Here is a 13,822-nt window from a genome sequence, read left to right as displayed (position 1 = left end):
AATGACCGCAACCACCCGCAAGCCCCGCCCCGCCGCCGTCCTGTTGACGCCGAACGCAGAGGCGCGCGTGGCCAAATTGATGAGCGAAGCGCCCGAGGGCGCCATCGGCGTCAAGCTGTCCACCCCGCGCCGGGGCTGTTCGGGTCTGGCCTATTCGGTCGATTACATCAACGAAGCAGGCCCGCTGGATGAAAAAATCGAGACGCCCGGCGGCCTCTTCTTCATCGACAGCGCCAGCGTGCTTTACCTGATCGGCAGCACGATGGACTGGGTGGAGGATGATTTCACCGCAGGCTTCGTCTTCGCCAACCCCAATGCCAAGGGCACCTGCGGCTGCGGCGAAAGTTTTACGGTCTGATCTTACCGGATCCGGAGGCCCCCTCATGGGCCTCCGGCATACTTCAAGCCATTCTCGCCTCCTGCATCTGCAGATATTGCATCAGGCGCTGGGGCACGCGCTGGGCCTTGACGCAGCAGCGTTGCAGCAGGTTGAGCGCGGCGGGCGAATTGACCTCACCCCCCTCGTCGATCCGCTCGATCAGCCACATCGCCTTGGCGTCATCCACCACGCCATGCGGAACCCGCTGCTCCACCAGCCAGTGCGAGAGCGTTTCGCCGATAAAACTCACCCATTCGGGCGATGGCGAGCGAAGATGCGCGTTGATCGCCAGCAGCGCTTCGGCATCATCCGGGTTCAGTCGGGCCGGGTGATAACCGGGCAAATCGCTGCCATGAAAGTCGTTAGACGAGTTCGACATTTGGAGCATTCCTTTCGGTTTGCGCCCCCAAAGCCGAAATGACGAACCGCGCCTTGCCGCCCAATGAACCAAATTGTCAGACGCGATAAAGCGTTATGGGGAACCCTGCGCCCGTTCGTTTATTTACGGCGCAAGGCCGCCACACAGGCCGCCCGGTCCACATCCTTGGCGTCCGTGCTGCGCCGCGCATCGACATAGGTGGCGCGCACTTCGCCCCCGCCCCCCTGCGGATAGAGATAGACATCGAGCACGCAGGCAGGCCCGACAAATTGCAACTTGCGCGCATCGCCCTCCTGCACATCCAGACGCGGCGGGCCGAACAGCCGCGCCAGTTCACCGGTGCGCGCGCCGATCACCCCCTCCAGCCCCGGCGCACTATGCACCACCGGCGCGGGCACAGGCTGGCGGCGCGGGGCCACGGGAACCGATGAATGCGCGGCCGGACGTGATGGCGCGCGCGGCATGCTGGCCACCGGCCCCTGCTCTCCACAAGCGGCGAGGAGCGGGATGAGCAGCAAAGGCAGAAAGAAAATGCGCATGGGCCCTGCTCATGCCACGGCCAAACCGGCTGTCAATGCCGGTTGCGGTCAAAGCCCGCCCCCGCTAGGGCAGGCCGGTTCAACCACAGCAGGAAGCAGCCCACACCCATGTCCGAGCCCACCATCGACGTCATCGCCATCGGCAACGCCATTGTCGATGTTCTGGCCCCCGCATCCGAGGAGCAGATCGCGGCGCTGGGCCTGGCCAAGGGCGGCATGACGCTGGTGGAGCCGGACCGCGCGCGTGAGCTTTACGCCGCGATGGGCCCGGCGCGCGAGATTTCGGGCGGCAGCGCGGCCAACACGCTGGCAGGGCTGGCCCAGCTTGGCGCGCAATGCGCCTTTATCGGTCAGGTGGCCGACGATCAGTTCGGCCATGTCTTTGCCCATGACATCCGCGCCGGCGGGATCGGTTTCGACACGCCGGTGCGCGATGGCGAACCGGCCACCGCGCAATGCCTGATCTTCGTCACCCCCGATGGCCAGCGCACGATGAACACCTTTCTGGGCGCCAGCCAGTTCCTGCCCGCCGACGCGCTGGATGAAAGCGTGATCGCCTCGGCCCGCGTGCTCTATCTCGAAGGCTATCTGTGGGACCCGGAAGAGCCGCGCCGCGCGATGCGCCGCGCCATTGCCGCCGCGCGCGGGGCGGGCCGCGAGGTCGCCTTCACCATGTCGGACGCTTTTGTCATCGCGCGCCATGGCGACGATTTCCGCGCGCTGATCGAGGAAGGCCAGATCGACATCCTGTTCGCCAACGAACACGAACTGGCCGCGCTGACCGGGCTTGAAGACTTCCACGCGGGTCTGGACCAACTGGCCGCCAAGGTGCCCTGCGTGGTGGTGACCCGCAGCGAAAAGGGCGCCCATGCCGTGCGCCGGGGCGAGGTCGCCCATGTGCCTGCCCAGCCGATCGACAAGGTGGTCGACACCACGGGCGCGGGCGATCTGTTCGCCGCCGGTTTCCTGTTCGGCCATGTGCGCGGCATGGCGCTGGACAAGTGTCTGACGCTGGGCGCGATCTGCGCGGCGGAAATCATCTCGCATTACGGCGCGCGGCCCGAGGCGGACCTCAAGGCGCTGGTGGCCGACACAGTCGCATAGAACGTGGCCGATACTGTCGCGTAAACCGGGCTCAAACGATTGCTGAAAAAATTTGACCGCCGGGCTTAAAAAGGCCCGGCGGTTTTCGTTCTGTCGTGCGCGCGCCAAAGAATCGGGGTTGCGGCCGGGGTCGGGCAGGCCCGGCCAATGCCCTCCGGCCGCGCAGGACCGGCCAGTCGCACGCTGGCCCCAACAACAGGACAGGAACCATGACCGCAGGAGTATCGCCCGTTTCTCCCGTCGTACACGGCACTCCGGCCAGCCGGACGATGTATGAAGCGACCCCGCTGACCCCGGCTGTCGAAAAAGCGACCGCGATGACCAAAGCCGACCCGCCCAGCGTCACCGACCCCAGCCAGACCACGCCGCGCAGCCCCAATGACGGCTACAGCGGCTTCAGCACCTACGCCTGAACAGACAGGATCAGCCCCATGACCATGAGCATTTCCAGCCCCGCCGCCCCGGCCGTTGCCGCGGGCAATGCGGCGCAGGCCGCCGTGGCCGCCGCATCGGCCGCCATCGCCACCGGACAGGCCAATGGCGGCAGCGGCGCTCCCACGCCGCCTCCCAGCGGCCCGTCAGGCGCAACCTTCGCGGTCTATGCCTAAATCCGCGCCGGGAGCGCCGTAACGCTCCCGGTAAAGCGCCTTATTCGGCCTCACGCGCCACTTCGCGCCAGCCGATGTCGCGGCGGCAGAACAGTTCGGGCGCCTCGATCGCATCGACGGCGGCATAGGCGGCGGCCTGCGCGGCGGTCACATTGGCCCCGCGCGCCGTCACGTTCAAAACGCGCCCGCCTGCAGCCACCAGCGCGCCATCGGCCATGGCCGTGCCCGCATGAAAGACCTTGGCGCCATCGGCCTGCGCGGCCTCGATCCCTTCAATCGCGCCGCCCTTTTTCGGCGTGCCGGGATAGCCATCGGCAGCCATCACCACGGTCAGCGCGGTATCATCGGAAAATTGCGGCGCGGGAATGCTGCCCAACCGGTCCGTGGCGCAGGCATAGAGCAATTCGCCCAGATCGCTGGTCAGGCGCGAGAGCATGACCTGGCATTCCGGATCGCCAAAGCGGGCGTTATATTCGATCAGTTTCGGCCCTTCGCGCGTCAGCATCAACCCGGCAAACAGCACGCCCGAATAGGCCATGCCCTCGTCCGCCAGCGTCTTGACCGTGGGGGCGATGATGCGGGTCATCACCTCGGCCTGCAGCTCGGCGGTCAGCACCGGGGCGGGCGAATAGGCGCCCATGCCGCCGGTGTTCGGGCCGGTGTCGCCATCGCCCACGCGCTTGTGATCCTGCGCCGATGCAAAAGGCACGATGGTCGCGCCATCGGTGAGAGCGAAGAAGGAAGCCTCCTCGCCCTCCATGAATTCCTCGATCACGGCCTCGGCGTCACCGAAGCGGCCTGCGAAAATGTCGCGCACCGCCTCCTGCGCCTCGTCCATGGTCATCGCCACGGTCACGCCCTTGCCCGCGGCCAGACCATCGGCCTTGACCACCACCGGCGCGCCGAACTGGTCCAGCACGGCCAGCGCCTGTTCCAATGAGGTCACGCGCTGGTATCCGGCGGTGGGGATATTGGCCCGCGCGCACAGATCCTTGGTAAAGCCCTTGGAGCCTTCAAGCTGGGCCGCGTCCTTGTTCGGCCCGAACACCGGAACACCCGCCCCGCGCAGCGCATCGCCCAGCCCGTCGACCAGCGGCGCCTCAGGCCCGACCACGACGAAACCGATCCGCTGTTCCTCGCAAAAGGCCAGAACGGCGTCATGATCGCCGGCATCGAGCGAGACCAGTTCGGCATGTTCGCCGATGCCCGGATTGCCCGGCGCGGCAAAAAGCTTTCCACCGTTTGCCAGAAGCGAGGATTGCGATAGACGCCACGCCAGAGCATGTTCGCGCCCGCCCGAACCCAGCAAAAGGATATTCATGCCTGCCTCTTTCGATTCCGATGATGATCTCTCCGGCGGGCTCGTAGCGAAAGCCGCGCGCGGCGACAACGCGGAACCCCTCTCGATCAGCGAGATTTCCGCGATTTTGAAGCGAACGGTGGAGGATCGTTTCGCTTTTGTGCGCGTGCGGGGCGAATTGTCGGGGGTAAAGCGGGCGGCATCGGGCCATCTCTACCTCTCGTTGAAGGACGAGGGGGCGCGGCTCGACGGCGTGATGTGGAAGGGCAATGTCGCCCGGCTGGGTTTCCGGCCCGAGGATGGGGTGGAGGTGATCGCCACCGGCAAGCTGACCACCTATCCGGGGCGTTCCAATTATCAGATCGTGATCGACCGGATGGAGATCGCGGGCGAAGGCGCTTTGCTGGCCCTGCTGGAGAAAACCAAGGCGCGGCTGGAGGCCGAGGGCCTGTTTGATCCGCGCCGCAAGCGCCGGTTGCCGTTTTTGCCCCGCGTGATCGGTGTCGTCACCAGCCCCACGGGCGCGGTGATTCGCGATATTCTGCACCGTCTGGCCGACCGCTTCCCTTCGCGGGTGATCCTCTGGCCGGTGCTGGTGCAGGGCAATGGCGCGGCCGAGCAGGTGGCGGCGGCGGTGCGCGGTTTTTCAGCGCTGGCCCCTGATGGGCCGATACCGCGCCCCGATGTGCTGATCGTCGGGCGTGGGGGCGGGTCGATCGAGGATCTCTGGTCGTTTAACGAGGAAATCGTGGTCCGCGCGATTGCCGAAAGTTCGATTCCGGTGATTTCGGCCGTGGGGCATGAAACGGACACGACTCTAGCGGATTTTGCCGCCGATATGCGTGCGCCCACGCCCACGGCGGCGGCCGAAATGGCGGTGCCGGTGCGCGAGGAATTGCGCGCCTTTGTCGGCGATCTGGGGCTGCGTTCGCGCCGCGCGGTGGTGCGCCCGGTGGTGCTGGGCCGCGAAAGGCTGGAGGCGCGGGCGCAGCGCTTGCCCACGCCGGAGGAACTGATTGCGGCCAAGGCGCAGGCTTTGGACGAAACGAGCGAACGCCTGCGCCGCGCGCTGGGCAATGTGGCGCAAAAGGCAGGGATGAGGCTGCAGCGCACCGCAGGCCCCCTGACGCCGGGCCTGTTACAAGCCCGCCTGCGCCATGCAGAGGCGCGGCTGTCGGCCCAGCGTCTGAACCCGGCCATGCTGGCCCAGCGTCTGCGCCATGACCGGCAAAGGCTGGACGGCGTGGCGCGGATCATGACCAGTTTGAACCCGGACAATGTGCTGGCGCGCGGCTATGTCCGCGTGACCGCGCCCGATGGCCGCACCCTGACCAACCGCGCGGCGGCGGCGGGGGAAAGCCATCTGACGCTGCATTTCCGCGATGGTTTGCTGGAGGTAACGCCGGGCGACGCACCAGCCCCCGCGCCCGAGCCTGCGGCAAAACGCCCCGCCCCCGCGCCCCGCGCCAAATCGCAACCATCCGCGCAGGATGATTTGTTCGGCTGATCGTGCTATAAAGGGCCCATGTTGATGAATTCCCCGGATCGCGCGGCGGTGCTGCGCTATGAACCCAATGGTTTCACCATGCTCTCGCGCGGCAACCATGTCGTCTGCGCCGTCTCGGGCGAGGCGATTGCGCTTGAGTCGCTGCGCTATTGGAGTGTCGAGCACCAGGAAGCCTATGCCACGCCCGAACTGGCGACGAAGCGTTTGCTGGGCCAGTGATAACACGCCGCATGGTGCTGGGCGGGCTGGCCTCGCTGGCCCCGGCGGCGGCTTATGGCTTTTCGCTCGACGTTGGCCCGATCACCTTTCCGCGCGGCGAAACCACGCAAGGCGGATGGGCGCAGGGTCAGGCGCCCAAGGGGTGGCAGGTGGCGCTCGACGGCGCACCGCTGCCCACCGATCTTTTCGGCCGCTTTCTGGTCGCCTTTGACCGCGATGCGGGGCCGGTGGCCAAACTGACCGCATCGGCGCCGGGTGGGACGCAGGCCGTGCTGGGGCTGGACATTGCCCCGCGCGCATGGCGGATCGAGCAGGTTAACGCGCCCTTCCGTCCGCCCGCCATTCCCGAGGGCGAATATGCCCGCATTCGCGCCGAGGAAGTGGCGCGGATCGATGCCGCGCGCCATGCAGGGGCTTTGTCCGAGGGCTGGCGGCAACCCTTCCTCTGGCCGGTCAAGGGCCGAATTTCCGGCCTCTTCGGATCGCAGCGCGTCTATCGCGGTACGCCGGGCGCCTATCATTCGGGCAGCGATGTCGCCATGCCTGCGGGCACGCCCTATCTGGCCCCCGCCGATGGGGTGGTCGTGCTGGCCGCGGAAAAGCCCTTCACGCTAGAGGGCAATCTGTTGATGATCGACCATGGCATGGGACTGGTCAGCGCCTTTCTGCATTCCAGCGAACTGCTGGTGCGCGAGGGCGAACGGGTGAGCCAGACCCAGCCCATCGGCAAGGTCGGCATGACCGGGCGCGCGACGGGGCCGCATCTGCATTGGGGGATGCGCTGGCGCGAGGCGCGGCTGGACCCGATGCTGTTTGCCGGACCTATGGCCTGAACCAGCGGTCGAGATAGAGGCCCATCGGATGCGGGGATAGGCCCAGCGCGGCAAAGCCCTGCGCGCCATCGGCCACCACGCTGCCCGCCTTGAGCAGGGCGATCTGATCGGCCGAAATCGGCGTGCCGGGAAGGGCGGCGAATATCCGCGCCGCCAGATCGGGCATCGGCAGCAGGTGAATGCCGCCGCCCACCGCCCTCGCAATGCGCCGGTTCAGCTCCAGCATGGTCACCACCTCCGGCCCGCCCAGTTCATAGGTCTGGCCGCCATGCCGCTTTGGATCGCCCAGAGCCGCCACAATCGCCCGCGCAACATCGTCCACCAGCACCGGTTGCAGCAGCCCATCCGGCACAAACACCGGCAACAGCGCGGGCACAGGCAGAGCCTTCAGCATCCCCATCATCCGCGCAAACATATTGAGGAAATTGTCATCCTGCCCAAAGATCACGCTGGGGCGAAGGATCGTGGCGCCCGCAAAGCCTTTGCGCACAGCCTCCTCGCCCGCCGCCTTGCTGCTGGCATAGGGCACGGGTGAGGCCGCATCGGCGCCAATGGCCGAAACATGGACAAAGGCGCGCGCTCCGGCATGGTGCGCCGCGCGGGCGAGGCTTTCCACCCCGCGCCCCTGGACCGCATCCAGCGGCCCGGAAAACAGCCCCACCAGATTGACCACCGCGTCCGCCCCCGACAGCGCCCGCGCCACGGCGACCCCGTCGCGCAGGTCCGCACGGGCAAATCCCACCTGCCCCGGATCGCCCAGCCCTCGAATCATCCACGCCTTTTCCGGGTGGCGGCTGACGATTCGCAAACGCGCCCCGCTGCGCAGCAGGGCATGGGCCAGATGCCCCCCGACAAACCCGCTCCCGCCCGTGACCGCCACCAAGGCATCGCGCAAAACGTCACTCATGGTCGCAACTCCAGCAATTAGGCACCTTTAAGATGGTATGGCGGGCGGCGCGGCGCAATCGGGCCGGAAGGGCAAATTCACGCCGCCCAAAAAAACTTTTCAGTTTCGCGAAAAAAATGATCTTTTTGCGTTGACAGGATTCGAAGGTCCGCTTAGAGGCGCGGTCCTACCCGGCGCGGGCAGCAACCGAAAGGACGCTAAGCCTCGGCGCCAAAAAGCAAATGTGCCCAGGTGGCGGAATTGGTAGACGCACTAGCTTCAGGTGCTAGCGCTCGCAAGGGCGTGGAGGTTCGAGTCCTCTCCTGGGCACCATTTGCTCTCCCGGCCAGCGGCCGGGAGGATCGACAAAATCCCCAAAATTTATAATCGCTGGCTATCTCGCTACTTTTGCGCGTTGAGCGATCCGCAAGGCTTCGTCCGTAATCGGTCCCGCCAGAAACCCGTCTTAACAAACCAGTCGCAGCGCCCTGTCGGACGCCCCTGCCCAGACCGCCTCGCGCGCTCTGCCCGCGCCAGCCGCGTGCCGACAAACTGGACGCCCGGCAACGCCGCCTGTGCCATGCCGATCATGCCTACTGTGAGGCCCTGCGCAAGCGCGTCGGCAACCCTGACCGCTTCGCCGCCTTCCTTGAGGGCATCGCCTCCTATGTCGATTTCGACTGCCCCTGCCCCGCCTGTGAGGGCGTGCGCCGCCGCACCCGTGACCGATCCTGCTACGCCTGTCACCTGCGCAGGGGCCAAGACAACTTCGACCGCATGAAGGCCGGGATCGCTCCCATAGTCACCCGCAACCGTAACAGCCACCTTGACCTTCTGCGCCGCCAGAAGGCCGAGCGAGAGGGGCAAGGCACCACCCGCACCTTCGGCGCCATCACCGCAACGCGATGGCCTACAGGGCGGTTGGAGGTCCATTTCCCGAACGGCACCAGCACGCCCGACCTCGCCAAGGCCATGCCTGCCAAAGCCATCTGGCAGGCGGCGCAGCGGGTGCCGGACCTGTGGGAGGCGTTGGTGTGGGCGGGGTGGTACTAGCCCTGCATCCTCTGGCATTCCGGTGAGGCGAGAGTATGTTGACCCTATGATCATCGCCCCAACTTTACTGTTGAGCCTGTTGCTCTCTGCATCGGCAGCCGATGATCCGGCAGAGGAGGCTGCTCCGCCGCCATGCTATGATGTGGCGGTAAGGGCCAAACTGATCGACCAAGTACCCAGCATCATGCCTGAATGCGACGACTGCATCATCATGTCTTGGCCTTGGTTCCTTGACCTCAAGGTGGCGAAGGTTTTGGAAGGGCGCCTTGATGCCAAAACCATCACAGCCTTGAACGTGCAGCATACCTACCTGCAATCCCGCTATGGTGTGTGGAGACTGCGCCGCAACGCAGCTGGTGGCTTTAACGTGGTCCGCACAGGAGCTAGCGGCGAGTTGCCCTTAAAATGCACCCCCGCCATGGCGCCACCCAAGCCCTACATCCGCTCGAAAGATAAGACCCTCGACGATCTCAGGAATGAGGGGCTTGGCTACTACGGTCACTTTCCCAAGCAATGACTAGCACCCCCACCCGTCCCAACCTCGACACCCTCACCCTCGCAGACCACGGCGCCCAACTGTTCCGGGGCGCTGCACTCGACGACCTACCCGCGCTCTTGGATGTGTTGGCCCCACTACCCGCAGAGCAAGCCGGTAGCCGCATCAGCGACATGCCCGGCCTGCGCCCCTTCCTTGCCCCCACAGGCTGCATCGGCATGGTAGCCAGCCGCGCCTTGGGGGACGAAGGCAAGGCGGTGCGGGCAATCCTGTTCGACAAGAGCGCGGGCACCAACTGGTCGCTGGCATGGCATCAAGACCGCACCATCTGCGTGGCCGAACGGGTGGAGGTGGAGGGCTTCGGCCCGTGGTCGGTGAAGGCCGGGCTGCACCATGTCGCCCCGCCGTTTGACCTGTTGGCCCGCATGGTCACGCTGCGGGTGCATCTGGACGATGTGCCTGCGACCAATGCCCCGTTGCTGATTGCTCCGGGTTCGCACAGGCATGGCAGGGTGCCCGTGGATGCGGTGGAAGGCTTGGCCGCCCGCTGCGGCACAATGGCCTGCCTCGCCTCGGCTGGGGACGTTTGGGCTTACTCCACGCCCATCCTGCACGCCTCCGAAGCGGCCAGCCGACCGGCTCGGCGCCGGGTGCTACAGGTCGATTTCAGCGCCGATGCCCTGCTCGGCGGGCTGGAGTGGCTGGGGGTGTAGCGGGCCTATGCCTCGCCCGACGCCATTTGGAGCATCGTCACAAGCATCGCGGCAAACAGCCCTGCCATGACCAAACCGACCAGCTCAGCACGCCCTTGCGATAACAGCATGGTCACGCCCGCCTCGACAAACAGCACGGCACGCAAGACCTGCGCTGGACGGCTCCCGGTTCGAGTACCGAACATTCCCCATTCCGGGTCTAGCAGGGGCTTACGAGATCGGAATGAAAAGGCTGGCTGCCCATCGCGCATCTCGATGTTGATGGCGTCGATCTTGTCGCGGTAGGTACGGGAAAACAAGATACGCAGGAACAGGCAGACTGCTGGTGTGGCAGCTACAAAGGTCAACGGGCGCATCACGCCCCCCATCGGCAGGAACACACTGAGAGGCACTGCGAAAGCCGCCAATGTGGCCGCAGCCAATCCCGCTAGATAAAGCCATCTGTTCATGGGGTTGATGATTATCAGAAGGCCGGGGGCAATCAACTACGCCGGTACTCGGAGCCATGGCGGTTCGCCCCCGACAGGCATTTATACCTCATACCGAGGCATCCTCTCAATCTCCGCCAGCAGTACGCCCACAGGCAAAGCCCCCGTGCCATACTTGCCGCCCTGATGCTTGGGCGCGTGGCCTTGGATGCGGTCGGCCAGTTCCTCGGGGATGCCCACCACGCGGGACAGCGTTTTGAAGCGGTGCCGCCACCCGTGGTTGGGCTGCACGTTGGGGTCCGTCGCGCCCAAGGACCGCACCCAATCGCTTAGGTCGGTAGCCCTGATCTTGGGGGCGGGGTTCACCTCGTTGCCCGCGCCCTCGCGGTAGAACAGGGGCGTGGTATCGCCCGGCTTGGCCAGTGCGGTGATGCCCTGTTCAATCAAATGGGGATGCAGGGGCACACGACGGGCCTTGCCGTCCTTGGTTGATCCGGCCTCGGGGGTCACATGCACAACCCACACGCCTTGCTCCTGCCGTATGTCGCCAGCACGCAGTTGGTGTCATCTCTGCCACCCGTGCACCCGTATAGGCGCAAAGCCATGGCACCCACCGCCGGGCCAATGCGTGTTCCGGCGAGAGCCGTTCAGACTGAGGCTGTAGCGACCCGCGCAGGATCGTGATGGCTTCATCGTCGGTCAAATCGCGGTCACGCACCATGACTGCCGAGGGGCCGCGTACCTTCAATCCACTGGAGGGGTTGGACTGTATAAGCTCATCATCATAGGCAAGGCCCAGGATCACCTTCACCGGGGGCAAGTAGCCATCTGCTACCGTCTTTTTGGCCAGCCCCTTGGCGATCAGCGCTGCGGTCCAGTTGTTGAGGTCGCCTCGCTTTACTCCCGTCACGTCATCGAGACCGAGGTGTTCAACAAAGCTGGCCACGCGGGGGCGCCATCTGGCGACGGTCTTGGGGTTGGCCGATCCTGATAGGGCGTAACGCTCGTACAGTCCGGTGATGGATGCCGCTTGAGGGACGTTTTGGGCAAGCCGGGCAACCTGCTCTGCCCGTTGTTTCGCCGTTGCCTCGGCTTGCTCCGCCTGAAAGGCTGGGCCGTATTTGTCCTTCTCCATCACGGCGATGGCGGCTGTCAGTTCTTCTATCTTGGCGTCCCGTTCCTTTAGCAGATCAACCGCAGCCGCTTGCTCTGGGGTCAGCGCAGCAATGCTGGTCGCTCGCCGTTTACGCCACAAGGTCCGAAGACCTCCGCGAGCCTCTCGACGCGCTTGGCTCTCGGCGGCAAGGGCAGCCATAGCGGCGGCTTCCTCGCGCTCACGCGCCTGCGCGGTGGGGTCTTTCGGGGTCGCCTGTTGGCCCTGCACGATCTTGGCGCGGGCTTCGTCAGTCTGCCTGTCGGTATCGACAATGTGGGGCACGCGCAGCCGCTTGGCCGTCTCGTGGTCCTTGGTGTTGAGGCTGATGTTCCACTCGGTCCGGGGCTTGCCCGAGGCGGTCAGGATGAGGGCCTGCGCGATAATGTCCTTGGGGACGAGACGGCGGAACCGGTAGGTAGAATCGACTTTGAAAAGGTAGCTGCACATGTGCGCCTCCGTTACGATTGTAACAGGCGACTGTCAGAAACCCTTGTTTTCGCTGGTTTCCCGTGTTTCCGGGAGAAACTGTGGTGCTGCTGGGGAGGATTGAACTCCCGACCTCAGCCTTACCAAGGATGCGCTCTACCACTGAGCTACAGCAGCACACCACAGTCATCGCCGGTGCGACCAGTGCCGCAGCGGAGGCGCGCTATTGGCCGGGGATCGAGGGAATGTCAAGCGCCCTTGCTGCATTTTTCTGCAAGGGGTGCTTGAAGTCTGTTGCCGCCTTCGCCAAACACGGGGCGCAGGATGAGACAAGACCCATGAGCAACACCGAAAAACCCGCTAATTCCGGCTCTTCGCGCGAAGAGCGCCTCGCGGCCAAGCTGCGCGAGAATCTGCGCCGCCGCAAGGCGCAGAGCCGCGCGATAGAGGATACCCAGACCCAAAGCACCGATTCGCAAGGGTGATGCCCACGACTTCGCCCCGCCCGGCGCGCGCGCGAAATTCAGGCAAATCCTTGCTTCCCATTGTCGCGGCAAAGGGCTAGGGCCGCCGGTAAAGGTGTATTCACGCTGCATTTGAGGGAGTGCCAGAACCGTGCCTCGTCTGATTCTCGTCCGTCATGGTCAAAGCCAATGGAACCTTGAAAACCGCTTCACCGGCTGGTGGGACGTGGATCTTACCGAGAAGGGTGAAGGCGAAGCCCGCGCGGCGGGTGCCCTGCTGAAAGAAAAGGGCATCCTGCCGACGGTGGCTTTCACCAGCGTGCAGACCCGCGCGATCCGCACGCTGCATCTGGCGCTGGAAACGGCGGGCCGGGTGTGGATCCCCGAATATAAGGACTGGCACCTCAATGAACGCCACTATGGCGGGCTGACCGGTCTGGACAAGGCCGAGACGGCCGCCAAGCATGGCGACGAGCAGGTCAAGATCTGGCGCCGTTCGTTCGACGTGCCGCCTCCGGTGCTGGAAGACGGCAGCGAGTTCGACCTGAAGCAGGACGCGCGCTATGCCGGGATCGACATTCCCAGCACCGAATCGCTGAAGCTGACTATTGAGCGCGTGCTGCCCTATTATGAAAGCACCATCGCGCCGCAACTGGCCAAGGGCGAAACCGTGATCGTTGCCGCCCATGGCAATTCGCTGCGCGCGCTGGTCAAGCATCTGTCGAACATTTCGGATGCGGATATCCTCAATCTGGAGATCCCCACCGGCCAGCCCATCGTCTATGAGCTGGACGATAATCTGAACGCGCTCGAACGCTATTATCTGTCGGAGAGGTAAGACTATGACCCGTCCCGGAGCCCTCGTTTCCATCGTTATGGGCAGCCAGTCGGACTGGCACACCATGAAGAAGGCCGCTGACATCCTGACTCAGCTGGGCGTTGTGCATGATGTGCGGATCGTCTCGGCGCATCGCACGCCCGACCGCCTGATCGATTTTGCCAAGAACGCCGCCAATGAAGGCTTCAAGGTCATCATCGCGGGCGCGGGCGGCGCGGCGCATCTGCCGGGCATGGTCGCTTCGATGACGCATCTGCCGGTGCTGGGCGTTCCGGTGCAGTCCAAGGCGCTGTCGGGTCAGGATTCGCTGCTCTCCATCGTCCAGATGCCCGCCGGCGTTCCGGTCGGCACGCTGGCCATCGGCGAGCCGGGCGCGACCAATGCGGGCCTGCTGGCCGCCAAGATTCTGGCCACCAGTGATCCGGCTCTGGCCGAGCGCGTGAAGGAATTCCGCGTGGCGCAGACGGAGAGCGTGGCGGAGCGTCCGGAATAAG

At 65.2% G+C, this 13,822-nt stretch carries 20 protein-coding genes and 2 tRNA genes; 14 read left to right on the top strand and 8 right to left on the bottom strand.

Annotated features, from left to right (window positions below):
• Position 1 precedes the first annotated feature (1 nt).
• Positions 2-358, top strand: coding sequence for an iron-sulfur cluster assembly accessory protein (locus tag BGP00_RS19395; protein WP_292688253.1), 357 nt, complete (start codon positions 2-4; stop codon positions 356-358).
• Positions 359-401: 43 nt separating this feature from the next.
• Here BGP00_RS19395 and BGP00_RS19390 read toward each other — a convergent pair whose 3' ends face one another.
• Positions 402-758, bottom strand: a complete 357-nt coding sequence (locus tag BGP00_RS19390; RefSeq protein WP_168603290.1) for a hypothetical protein — start codon at positions 756-758, stop codon at positions 402-404.
• 119 nt (positions 759-877) lie between these two features.
• Positions 878-1,297 carry a hypothetical protein gene (locus BGP00_RS19385; protein ID WP_292688251.1) on the bottom strand — a complete coding sequence of 140 codons (420 nt, stop codon included), beginning with the start codon at positions 1,295-1,297 and terminating at the stop codon, positions 878-880.
• 108 nt (positions 1,298-1,405) lie between these two features.
• Between BGP00_RS19385 and BGP00_RS19380 the strand changes: the two genes are divergently transcribed.
• The 3 genes from BGP00_RS19380 (at position 1,406) to BGP00_RS19370 (ending at position 3,009) form a co-directional block, all read left to right on the top strand.
• Entirely contained in the window at positions 1,406-2,401 is a 996-nt protein-coding gene (locus BGP00_RS19380) for an adenosine kinase (protein WP_292688249.1), read from the top strand.
• Between the two features lie 209 nt (positions 2,402-2,610).
• The gene (locus BGP00_RS19375; RefSeq protein ID WP_168603287.1) at positions 2,611-2,814 is read left to right on the top strand and encodes a hypothetical protein; all 204 of its coding nucleotides are present in this window, start codon (positions 2,611-2,613) and stop codon (positions 2,812-2,814) included.
• 18 nt (positions 2,815-2,832) lie between these two features.
• The gene (locus tag BGP00_RS19370; protein ID WP_168603286.1) at positions 2,833-3,009 is read left to right on the top strand and encodes a hypothetical protein; all 177 of its coding nucleotides are present in this window, start codon (positions 2,833-2,835) and stop codon (positions 3,007-3,009) included.
• A 40-nt stretch (positions 3,010-3,049) separates the two neighbouring features.
• On the opposite strand, the gene purD is transcribed toward BGP00_RS19370, so the two are convergent.
• A complete protein-coding gene (purD, locus tag BGP00_RS19365; RefSeq protein ID WP_292688247.1) occupies positions 3,050-4,330 on the bottom strand; it encodes a phosphoribosylamine--glycine ligase in 1,281 nt (426 codons plus the stop codon).
• On the opposite strand from purD, the gene xseA reads away from it, so the two are divergent.
• The 3 genes from xseA to BGP00_RS19350 are packed head-to-tail and all read left to right on the top strand — an operon-like array spanning position 4,329 to position 6,868.
• The gene (gene xseA / locus BGP00_RS19360; RefSeq protein WP_292688245.1) at positions 4,329-5,816 is read left to right on the top strand and encodes an exodeoxyribonuclease VII large subunit; all 1,488 of its coding nucleotides are present in this window, start codon (positions 4,329-4,331) and stop codon (positions 5,814-5,816) included. The two genes, purD and xseA, sit on opposite strands and share 2 nt — an antisense overlap.
• Positions 5,817-5,834: 18 nt before the next feature.
• Positions 5,835-6,035: a DUF2093 domain-containing protein gene (locus BGP00_RS19355; protein WP_168603283.1), complete on the top strand. Its 201-nt coding sequence runs from the start codon at positions 5,835-5,837 to the stop codon at positions 6,033-6,035.
• Complete coding sequence (locus BGP00_RS19350; RefSeq protein WP_310012807.1) at positions 6,032-6,868, top strand: M23 family metallopeptidase; 837 nt, start codon at positions 6,032-6,034, stop codon at positions 6,866-6,868. Before BGP00_RS19355 ends, BGP00_RS19350 begins: the two co-directional genes overlap by 4 nt.
• On the opposite strand, the gene BGP00_RS19345 is transcribed toward BGP00_RS19350, so the two are convergent.
• The gene (locus tag BGP00_RS19345) at positions 6,858-7,775 is read right to left on the bottom strand and encodes a complex I NDUFA9 subunit family protein (protein ID WP_292688243.1); all 918 of its coding nucleotides are present in this window, start codon (positions 7,773-7,775) and stop codon (positions 6,858-6,860) included. The genes BGP00_RS19350 and BGP00_RS19345 overlap by 11 nt on opposite strands.
• A gap of 225 nt (positions 7,776-8,000) precedes the next feature.
• On the opposite strand from BGP00_RS19345, the gene BGP00_RS19340 reads away from it, so the two are divergent.
• The 4 genes from BGP00_RS19340 to BGP00_RS19325 all read left to right on the top strand — a co-directional run bounded on the left by BGP00_RS19340 (position 8,001) and on the right by BGP00_RS19325 (position 10,016).
• A tRNA-Leu gene (locus tag BGP00_RS19340) sits at positions 8,001-8,087 on the top strand.
• 444 nt (positions 8,088-8,531) lie between these two features.
• A complete protein-coding gene (locus tag BGP00_RS19335; RefSeq protein ID WP_292688241.1) occupies positions 8,532-8,807 on the top strand; it encodes a hypothetical protein in 276 nt (91 codons plus the stop codon).
• Between the two features lie 70 nt (positions 8,808-8,877).
• Positions 8,878-9,324 carry a hypothetical protein gene (locus BGP00_RS19330; protein ID WP_292921120.1) on the top strand — a complete coding sequence of 149 codons (447 nt, stop codon included), beginning with the start codon at positions 8,878-8,880 and terminating at the stop codon, positions 9,322-9,324.
• On the top strand, positions 9,321-10,016 hold the full coding sequence (locus BGP00_RS19325) for a phytanoyl-CoA dioxygenase family protein (protein ID WP_292688237.1): 696 nt from the start codon (positions 9,321-9,323) through the stop codon (positions 10,014-10,016). Before BGP00_RS19330 ends, BGP00_RS19325 begins: the two co-directional genes overlap by 4 nt.
• A gap of 5 nt (positions 10,017-10,021) precedes the next feature.
• On the opposite strand, the gene BGP00_RS19320 is transcribed toward BGP00_RS19325, so the two are convergent.
• From BGP00_RS19320 to BGP00_RS19305, 4 genes are all read right to left on the bottom strand, one after another.
• Positions 10,022-10,465 carry a hypothetical protein gene (locus tag BGP00_RS19320; protein WP_168603278.1) on the bottom strand — a complete coding sequence of 148 codons (444 nt, stop codon included), beginning with the start codon at positions 10,463-10,465 and terminating at the stop codon, positions 10,022-10,024.
• Between the two features lie 81 nt (positions 10,466-10,546).
• On the bottom strand, positions 10,547-10,909 hold the full coding sequence (locus BGP00_RS19315) for a hypothetical protein (protein WP_292688235.1): 363 nt from the start codon (positions 10,907-10,909) through the stop codon (positions 10,547-10,549).
• On the bottom strand, positions 10,884-12,047 hold the full coding sequence (locus tag BGP00_RS19310) for a DUF6538 domain-containing protein (protein WP_292688233.1): 1,164 nt from the start codon (positions 12,045-12,047) through the stop codon (positions 10,884-10,886). Before BGP00_RS19310 ends, BGP00_RS19315 begins: the two co-directional genes overlap by 26 nt.
• Before the next feature lie 81 nt (positions 12,048-12,128).
• Positions 12,129-12,203, bottom strand: a tRNA-Thr gene (locus tag BGP00_RS19305).
• Positions 12,204-12,364: 161 nt separating this feature from the next.
• Here BGP00_RS19305 and BGP00_RS19300 point away from each other — a divergent pair.
• The 3 genes from BGP00_RS19300 (at position 12,365) to purE (ending at position 13,821) form a co-directional block, all read left to right on the top strand.
• On the top strand, positions 12,365-12,511 hold the full coding sequence (locus BGP00_RS19300; protein WP_168603276.1) for a hypothetical protein: 147 nt from the start codon (positions 12,365-12,367) through the stop codon (positions 12,509-12,511).
• A 130-nt stretch (positions 12,512-12,641) separates the two neighbouring features.
• Positions 12,642-13,328 carry a 2,3-diphosphoglycerate-dependent phosphoglycerate mutase gene (gene gpmA / locus BGP00_RS19295; RefSeq protein ID WP_168603275.1) on the top strand — a complete coding sequence of 229 codons (687 nt, stop codon included), beginning with the start codon at positions 12,642-12,644 and terminating at the stop codon, positions 13,326-13,328.
• Between the two features lie 4 nt (positions 13,329-13,332).
• A complete protein-coding gene (gene purE, locus BGP00_RS19290; RefSeq protein ID WP_168603274.1) occupies positions 13,333-13,821 on the top strand; it encodes a 5-(carboxyamino)imidazole ribonucleotide mutase in 489 nt (162 codons plus the stop codon).
• The last annotated feature ends 1 nt before the right edge of the window (position 13,822 follow it).

Source organism: Novosphingobium sp. 63-713, from assembly GCF_001898925.1.
In the GTDB taxonomy this organism is placed as follows: Bacteria; Pseudomonadota; Alphaproteobacteria; order Sphingomonadales; family Sphingomonadaceae; genus Novosphingobium.
The sequence above is the reverse complement of the archived record's forward strand: the minus strand, read 5'-3'. Positions and strand labels throughout refer to the sequence as shown.

Bases quoted from the DNA above. Each gene is read 5' to 3' on its own strand.
- BGP00_RS19395 (WP_292688253.1), top strand. From the start codon at position 2: ATGACCGCAACCACCCGCAAGCCCCGCCCCGCCGCCGTCCTGTTGACG.
- BGP00_RS19390 (WP_168603290.1), bottom strand. From the start codon at position 758: ATGTCGAACTCGTCTAACGACTTTCATGGCAGCGATTTGCCCGGTTAT.
- BGP00_RS19385 (WP_292688251.1), bottom strand. From the start codon at position 1,297: ATGCGCATTTTCTTTCTGCCTTTGCTGCTCATCCCGCTCCTCGCCGCT.
- BGP00_RS19380 (WP_292688249.1), top strand. From the start codon at position 1,406: ATGTCCGAGCCCACCATCGACGTCATCGCCATCGGCAACGCCATTGTC.
- BGP00_RS19375 (WP_168603287.1), top strand. From the start codon at position 2,611: ATGACCGCAGGAGTATCGCCCGTTTCTCCCGTCGTACACGGCACTCCG.
- BGP00_RS19370 (WP_168603286.1), top strand. From the start codon at position 2,833: ATGACCATGAGCATTTCCAGCCCCGCCGCCCCGGCCGTTGCCGCGGGC.
- xseA (WP_292688245.1), top strand. From the start codon at position 4,329: ATGCCTGCCTCTTTCGATTCCGATGATGATCTCTCCGGCGGGCTCGTA.
- purD (WP_292688247.1), bottom strand. From the start codon at position 4,330: ATGAATATCCTTTTGCTGGGTTCGGGCGGGCGCGAACATGCTCTGGCG.
- BGP00_RS19355 (WP_168603283.1), top strand. From the start codon at position 5,835: ATGTTGATGAATTCCCCGGATCGCGCGGCGGTGCTGCGCTATGAACCC.
- BGP00_RS19345 (WP_292688243.1), bottom strand. From the start codon at position 7,775: ATGAGTGACGTTTTGCGCGATGCCTTGGTGGCGGTCACGGGCGGGAGC.
- BGP00_RS19335 (WP_292688241.1), top strand. From the start codon at position 8,532: ATGAAGGCCGGGATCGCTCCCATAGTCACCCGCAACCGTAACAGCCAC.
- BGP00_RS19325 (WP_292688237.1), top strand. From the start codon at position 9,321: ATGACTAGCACCCCCACCCGTCCCAACCTCGACACCCTCACCCTCGCA.
- BGP00_RS19320 (WP_168603278.1), bottom strand. From the start codon at position 10,465: ATGAACAGATGGCTTTATCTAGCGGGATTGGCTGCGGCCACATTGGCG.
- BGP00_RS19310 (WP_292688233.1), bottom strand. From the start codon at position 12,047: ATGTGCAGCTACCTTTTCAAAGTCGATTCTACCTACCGGTTCCGCCGT.
- BGP00_RS19300 (WP_168603276.1), top strand. From the start codon at position 12,365: ATGAGCAACACCGAAAAACCCGCTAATTCCGGCTCTTCGCGCGAAGAG.
- purE (WP_168603274.1), top strand. From the start codon at position 13,333: ATGACCCGTCCCGGAGCCCTCGTTTCCATCGTTATGGGCAGCCAGTCG.